1 pseudogene is annotated in these 530 nt (G+C 68.9%); it reads left to right on the top strand.

From position 1 onward, the window contains the following. Window positions 1-530: pseudogene (gene purH / locus C9414_RS21050) on the top strand (bifunctional phosphoribosylaminoimidazolecarboxamide formyltransferase/IMP cyclohydrolase); the annotation flags it as partial.

The raw sequence follows: 530 nt of genomic DNA, 5'->3' as shown, positions 1-530 counted from the left end.
CCCTGGCCGACGCGGTGGAGAACATCGACATCGGCGGCCCGGCGATGCTGCGCTCGGCAGCCAAGAACTTCGCCCGCGTGGCGGTGGCCACCGACCCGTCGCAGTACGCCGAACTGCTGGCCTCGCTTGAAGCCAACGACGGCCAGCTGAGCGCTGCCACCCGCTTCGCGTTCTCGGTGGCCGCGTTCAACCGCGTGGCCCAGTACGACGCGGCCATCAGCAACTACCTGTCGGCGGTCACCGCCACCGACGCCGACGTACCGGCGCGTGCCGAGTACCCGGCGCAGATGAATTCCACCTTCGTCAAGGTGATGGACCTGCGCTACGGCGAGAACCCGCACCAGAGCGGCGCGTTCTACCGCGACCTGTACCCGGTGCCGGGCACGCTGGCCACCTTCCAGCAGCTGCAGGGCAAGGAGCTGAGCTACAACAACCTGGCCGATGCCGATGCGGCGTGGGAATGCGTGCGCCAGTTCGATGCGCCGGCCTGCGTCATCGTCAAGCACGCCAACCCGTGCGGCGTGGCCGTC

The sequence above is a fragment of the Bacillus sp. Nf3 genome, from assembly GCF_003028545.1.
Lineage (GTDB): Bacteria > Bacillota > Bacilli > Bacillales > Bacillaceae > Bacillus > Bacillus safensis.
Note: the sequence above shows the minus strand (reverse complement) of the source record. Positions and strands in the feature narration are given on the sequence as shown.